The sequence below is a fragment of the Ensifer sp. genome (assembly GCF_035999185.1).
Lineage (GTDB): Bacteria > Pseudomonadota > Alphaproteobacteria > Rhizobiales > Rhizobiaceae > Ensifer.
On the sequence record NZ_DASYHB010000067.1, the window covers coordinates 1 to 6,033 of the forward strand.

A 6,033-nucleotide genomic window follows, 5' to 3' on the forward strand; every position below is an offset into this window, starting at 1 on the left:
GCCCAGTTTGATGGCGGCCGCCTTCGCTGCGTCGATGTGTCTGTCCCGCTTCGGATTGTATTTCACGCCCATGAAGTCTCTCCCACTCATGATAGGCCAAACCCTATCAGAACCATGGCTAATGGCGACCGCTTTTTACGCTGATTTCGGCAAAATCGAGCCCGAAATTGGAGAATTTCACGTGAAAACAGCTTAAATCCATTTAAATCGAAGGCAATTTCGCGAAAATTGCTCGAAAATCGATGAAAAAGCACGAAAACGCCAGCGGCTTGCACGGAGCCTATCTGCCATCGCCTGTTGACAGGGCGGTGACAGTCGGGTGATCAGAGTTTTAGATCTAAGGATTGGACTGGTCGATGCCCGAAATGCCCTCCCTGCCCGGCGCCGTCATCGTCATCTCGAGCCATGTCGTGCGCGGCAAGGTCGGCAACAGGGCCGTGGTCTTCGCGTTGGAAACGCTGGGGCATCCTGTCTGGGCGTTGCCGACTGTCATTCTCCCCTGGCACCCCGGCCATGGACGCTCGACCCGCGTTGCGATTTCCGATGCGGATTTTCAGGCGGTGATCGACGATCTCATTGCTGCGCCCTGGGTGGGCGAAGTGCGTGCCGTGCTGTCAGGCTATCTCGGTTCGGCAGCCCAGGCCGAGGGTGTCGCGCGGTTGGTGTCGGCTCTGCGGGAGCGCAGTCCCAAGCTGACCTATGCCTGTGACCCGGTGATCGGCGACGCTGGAGGTCTTTATGTACCCGAGCCGACTGCGATTGCCATTCGCGACCGGCTTCTGCCGCTCGCCAGCCTGGCGACGCCGAACCGCTTCGAGCTTGCCTGGCTTGCAGGCGCGACGCTGGAAACGAATACCGAGATCCTCGATGCCGCTCTCGGCCTCGGCCCGGCCCGCGTCCTGGTGACGTCTGCCGTGCCGATGATGAGCGGCGGTACCGGCAACCTGTTTCTTTCCGGCAACCACGCGCTGCTCGCCGAACATCGGCTCGTCGAGAATTCGCCAAACGGAACGGGCGACCTGCTGACGGCGGTTTTTCTCGCCCGATTGCTTGAAGGACTTTCAGAGGAGCGCGCCTTGCAGATGGCGACGGCGAGCGTATTTGAGATCATCGCGCGGAGCGTCAAGCGCGGCGCGGATGAATTGACCATCGAGCAGGACGCATCGAGCCTTTCGACGCCAATGGCGATGGTGCAGATGCGTCGCCTGGTTCATCCGAATCAGATGCGGCGCAAATGAAGAAGCTGTTCACGGACCGCCACCCCTGTGGCATCGTGGATTGAATTTTAGATCGCGATCATTTTCATGACGGAGGCGTGGGTGGGCGAATGCCGGCCATCCCGCCCTGAAGCACGAGCGGAGCAATCGATGGACAAGCAGCAGCAGCGTTTTCCGGACTATCTTCTGAACGGCTACCACAATTTCATGAACGGTCGCTTCAGCGAGCAGCAGAAACGCTACAAGGCGCTGGCGGAAACCGGTCAAAAGCCGAAGACGATGGTGATTGCCTGTTGCGATTCTCGCGCCGCGCCGGAAACGATCTTCGACAGCGGCCCGGGCGAGCTCTTCGTCGTGCGCAACGTCGCCAACCTGATGCCGCCCTATGAACCGGATGGGCACTATCACTCGACGTCGGCGGCACTCGAATTTGCCGTGCAGTCGCTCCGCGTCAGCGACATCGTGGTCATGGGGCACGGCCGCTGTGGCGGCATCAAGGCGGCGCTCGATCCGGATGCCGAACCGCTGTCACCCGGCGATTTCATCGGTCGCTGGATGCATCTGCTGAAGCCGGCCGCCGAGCAGATCCAGAGCAACGACGTCATGACGCAAGCCGAGCGCCAGCGTGCGCTCGAACGGGTGTCGATCCGCAATTCGCTCGCCAATCTGCGGACCTTCCCTTGCGTTCAGATCCTCGAGGCCAAGGGCAAGCTCAACCTGCACGGTGCCTGGTTCGACATTTCGACCGGCGAACTCTGGATCATGGATCCGGCGACCGGCGATTTCCTGCGCCCGGGCATGTGATCGAGACGATCCCGTCGACAAACAAAAGGCCCGGCTCTTTCGAACCGGACCTCTGACAGATCGCTGTCGACAGGTCGCGCCTGAAGGCGCCAAATCCTAAAGACCGTCGATTTCCGCGCCGATGATGGCGATCGCCTGCTGGTAGACCGTTGCGGCGTTCCAGCCCTGGATTGCGCCAAAATTCGCCTGGCCCTGCTGATAGCCGGCACCCGGCTGCCAACCATGGCCGCGCAGGAAGTTGGCGGTGGACGCAAGCGCATCGGCCTTGGAGCGAACCATGTCGACATGGCCGTTTCCGTCACCGTCAACGCCGTATTTCAGAACGTTGGCCGGCAGGAACTGGGTCTGCCCGATTTCGCCGTGGGCAGCGCCGCGTGCATCCGGGCTCAGGTCGCCGCGCTGCACGAGTTGCAGGGCCGCATAGAGCTGGTTGGTGAAGTAATCCGAGCGGCGGCAGTCATAGGCGAGCGTCGATACGGCCGAGAGCGTGTGCTCCTTGCCCATGAAGCCACCGAAGCCGGTTTCCATGCCCCAGATCGCGATCAGCGGACCGGCCGGCACGCCATAGCGGCGCTCGATGCTTGTAAAGAGCGCAGCGTTCTGCTGCTTCATCTTCTTGCCGCGCGAGATGATCGTCTGGCCGCCACGCTTCTGCATGAACTGCTCGAGCGACAGCTTGAAGCTCTTCTGGCCGCGGTCCGCACGGATCGTCGCCTTGTTGTAGGAGACGTTCGAAAGTGCCCGTTCGAGAACCGCGGGGCTGATGCCGTTGCCGGAAGCCTCCTGCTTGAAGTTCTGCACCCAGGCAGAAAAGCCGCTTCCGTCGTTGCCGCATTGCGCGGCCGACGCCACCGCCGGAAAAACAGCCGTTGAAATCAGGGCAGCAAGCCCCATCGCTACGCACTTTGCCCTGTGCATGAAATACCCCGTCATAGCCCGAATCGCTTTGCTTTTAAAAATGCCAGCCTTCGCTGGCTATGTCACCTGCCGCAAACGGCGGTCACATTTTCGTGGTTTCACGTGAATCCCGTATCGGCCGGTATCCCATGAAACAGGAAACCCGCCAGGGCCGAAGGGGACCTGGCGGGAATGATCTGCCCAGCTGTCTCGCTCAGGCTGCCTGCTTGCGCGGCTTGATGAGGCCGCGGTTGACCAGGAGTTCGGCGATCTGGATTGCGTTCAGCGCCGCGCCCTTGCGCAGGTTGTCGGAGACGACCCAAAGGTTGAGGCCGTTTTCGACGGTCGCATCTTCGCGGATACGCGAGATGTAGGTCGCGTCTTCGCCAGCGCATTCGTACGGCGTCACGTAGCCGCCGTTCTCGTGCTTGTCGACGACCAGGCAACCCGGCGCTTCGCGCAGGATGTCGCGCGCTTCGTCAGCCGTGATCTCGTTTTCGAACTCGATGTTGACCGATTCCGAGTGGCCGATGAAGACCGGAACGCGCACGGCCGTGCAGGTCACCTTGATCTTCGGGTCGAGCATCTTCTTGGTTTCGGCCAAAACCTTCCACTCTTCCTTCGTGTAGCCGTCTTCCATGAACACGTCGATGTGCGGAATGACGTTGAAGGCGATGCGCTTGGTGAACTTCTTCGATTCGATCGGATCGGCGACGAACACCGCGCGGGTCTGGTTGAAGAGTTCGTCCATGCCGTCCTTGCCGGCGCCGGAAACCGACTGGTAGGTCGAGACGACGACGCGCTTGATCTTGGCGTGGTCATGCAGCGGCTTCAGGGCGACCACGAGCTGGGCCGTCGAGCAATTCGGGTTGGCGATGATGTTCTTCTTGGTGAACTGCGCGATCGCGTCCGGGTTCACTTCAGGAACGATCAGCGGCACTTCGGCGTCGTAGCGCCAAGCCGAAGAGTTGTCGATGACGACGCAGCCCTGCTGGCCGATCTTTGGCGAATACTTCAGCGAAACTGCGCCGCCGGCCGACATCAGGCAGATATCGGTGTCGGAGAAATCGTAGTTTTCGAGGTTCTTGACCTTGAGCGTCTTGTCGCCGAAGGAAACTTCCGTGCCCTGGGAGCGGGCGGAAGCAAGGGCGACCACCTCGTCAGCGGGAAACCCGCGCTCCGAAAGGATATTCAGCATCTCCCGGCCGACATTGCCGGTAGCGCCTGCAACTGCAATCTTGAAACCCATGATCTAAGCTCTCTTTCTGTCTCTCCTCTTCGGGTGGAGGGGGAACCGCGCGTGTTGCCGCGAAGGTTCCTGTCCCCGGCCTTACCGGGGAGAGAGCGGTGGCCAGAGACGTCAGACGGTTTTCGTCGTCGTTTTGGCCGTTGTTTTGCAAGCGAACGAGAAATCGCAATCCCGTCCCGCGGCGTGAGCCGGCAGGATCAAAGCAGCGATGGCTGGACCGATCGGTCGCATGGCGGTGATTTCCTCGTTCGTCGCTGCTCTTACGCGGTTTTGAAGAAGAGTCAAGACACAGCGGCTCGGCGACGTCTGCCGAAGACCGCCCGCGGTCGATCGCCGCATTAGACGAAAGTCATAAGCCGAAAGCATCTCTGCCTGCGACGGTTGTTTTCTGACATCCTCACTATCAGGCGCACCACGTCCGGTCATTCTTGGGAGGAATGCCGGACCAGCCAATGGGCGCTCCAACAGGCTGTTTTGGAGTGGAGGATAAACAAAATGGCAAATGTCGCGACAGCGGACGACGCAAAAACGCGTCCGATGACCGGCGAGGAGAAGAAGGTCATCTTCGCCTCGTCGCTTGGTACCGTCTTCGAATGGTACGATTTCTATCTTTACGGTTCGCTCGCCGTTTACATCGGTGCGACCTTCTTCAGTTCCTATCCGGAAACGACGCGAAACATCTTCGCGCTTCTGGCATTTGCCGCGGGCTTCCTGGTTCGCCCGTTCGGCGCCCTGGTCTTCGGTCGCCTCGGTGACCTCGTCGGCCGCAAATACACCTTCCTGGTCACGATCCTGATCATGGGTCTTTCGACGTTCCTGGTCGGTATCCTGCCCGGCGCCGCCTCGATCGGCATCGCCGCCCCGATCCTGCTCATCGTGCTGCGCATGCTGCAGGGCCTGGCGCTCGGTGGTGAATATGGCGGTGCTGCGACCTATGTCGCCGAACATGCGCCGAATGGGCGCCGCGGCTACTTCACCTCGTGGATTCAAACGACGGCGACGCTCGGTCTATTCCTGTCGCTGGTGGTGATCCTGCTCGTGCAATTTGCACTCGGCAAGGAAGCCTTTGCTGCCTGGGGCTGGCGCATTCCGTTCCTGCTGTCGTGCGTGCTGCTCGGCATTTCCGTCTGGATCCGCCTGAAGATGAACGAATCCCCCGCCTTCAAGAAGATGAAGGAAGAGGGCAAAACCTCGAAGGCGCCGCTGAAGGAAGCCTTTGGCCAATGGAGGAACGCCAAGATTGCGCTTCTGGCGCTGTTCGGCGCCGTCGTCGGCCAGGCCGTCGTCTGGTATTCCGGCCAGTTTTACGCACTGTTCTTCCTGACCGGCGTGCTGAAGGTGGATGCGCAGTCGGCCAACATCATGGTCGCCGCCTCGCTCATTCTCGGCACGGGCTTCTTCGTGCTCTTCGGTTGGCTCTCCGACAAGATCGGCCGCAAGCCCATCATCATGGCTGGCCTGCTGCTCGCCATGCTCACCTACTTCCCGCTGTTCAAGGCGCTGACCTGGGCCGGTAATCCGGCGCTCGCCCAGGCCCAGGCAACGGTTCGTGCAACCGTGACCGCAGCCCCCGACGATTGCAAGTTCCAGTTCAACCCGACGGGAACTGCGAAATTCACGACCTCGTGCGATATCGCAACGTCGTTCCTGACGAAGAACTCGGTACCCTACGACGTCGTGACCACGGCCGCTCCCGGCACTGCTGCGACGGTTAAGGTCGGCGATACCACCATCAACAGCTATGACGCGATCGCCGCTGGCGATGGTGCCAAGGCAGCCAATGCCGCCTTCGAAAAGCAGACCAACATGGCGCTCCACAATGCCGGCTATCCGCTGGTTCGTGGCGCGGCAAAGGTTCCGGAATCC

General features: G+C 60.7%; 5 protein-coding genes. 3 read left to right on the forward strand and 2 right to left on the reverse strand.

What is annotated here, in order from left to right; all coding sequences use genetic code 11:
• The first annotated feature begins 356 nt into the window (after positions 1-356).
• Positions 357-1,238, forward strand: coding sequence for a pyridoxal kinase PdxY (gene pdxY / locus VGO04_RS06990; protein ID WP_327495233.1), 882 nt, complete (start codon positions 357-359; stop codon positions 1,236-1,238).
• Between the two features lie 129 nt (positions 1,239-1,367).
• Positions 1,368-2,021 carry a carbonic anhydrase gene (locus tag VGO04_RS06995; protein WP_327495234.1) on the forward strand — a complete coding sequence of 218 codons (654 nt, stop codon included), beginning with the start codon at positions 1,368-1,370 and terminating at the stop codon, positions 2,019-2,021.
• 96 nt (positions 2,022-2,117) lie between these two features.
• Here the strand turns inward: VGO04_RS06995 and VGO04_RS07000 are convergent, their stop codons facing one another.
• Both VGO04_RS07000 and VGO04_RS07005 read right to left on the reverse strand, forming a co-directional pair.
• Positions 2,118-2,939 (reverse strand): lytic transglycosylase domain-containing protein, encoded by an 822-nt coding sequence (locus VGO04_RS07000; RefSeq protein ID WP_327495235.1) that lies wholly within the window; start codon positions 2,937-2,939, stop codon positions 2,118-2,120.
• A 193-nt stretch (positions 2,940-3,132) separates the two neighbouring features.
• Positions 3,133-4,167, reverse strand: coding sequence for an aspartate-semialdehyde dehydrogenase (locus VGO04_RS07005; RefSeq protein ID WP_034800169.1), 1,035 nt, complete (start codon positions 4,165-4,167; stop codon positions 3,133-3,135).
• Positions 4,168-4,662: 495 nt separating this feature from the next.
• On the opposite strand from VGO04_RS07005, the gene VGO04_RS07010 reads away from it, so the two are divergent.
• Positions 4,663-6,033: MFS transporter (locus tag VGO04_RS07010; RefSeq protein WP_327495236.1), on the forward strand; the 1,371-nt coding region annotated here is incomplete at its 3' end.

What these genes read in the sequence shown, in the direction of transcription:
- VGO04_RS06995 (WP_327495234.1), top strand. Translation starts at nt 1,368, where the DNA reads ATGGACAAGCAGCAGCAGCGTTTTCCGGACTATCTTCTGAACGGCTAC.
- pdxY (WP_327495233.1), top strand. Translation starts at nt 357, where the DNA reads ATGCCCGAAATGCCCTCCCTGCCCGGCGCCGTCATCGTCATCTCGAGC.
- VGO04_RS07005 (WP_034800169.1), bottom strand. Translation starts at nt 4,167, where the DNA reads ATGGGTTTCAAGATTGCAGTTGCAGGCGCTACCGGCAATGTCGGCCGG.
- VGO04_RS07000 (WP_327495235.1), bottom strand. Translation starts at nt 2,939, where the DNA reads ATGCACAGGGCAAAGTGCGTAGCGATGGGGCTTGCTGCCCTGATTTCA.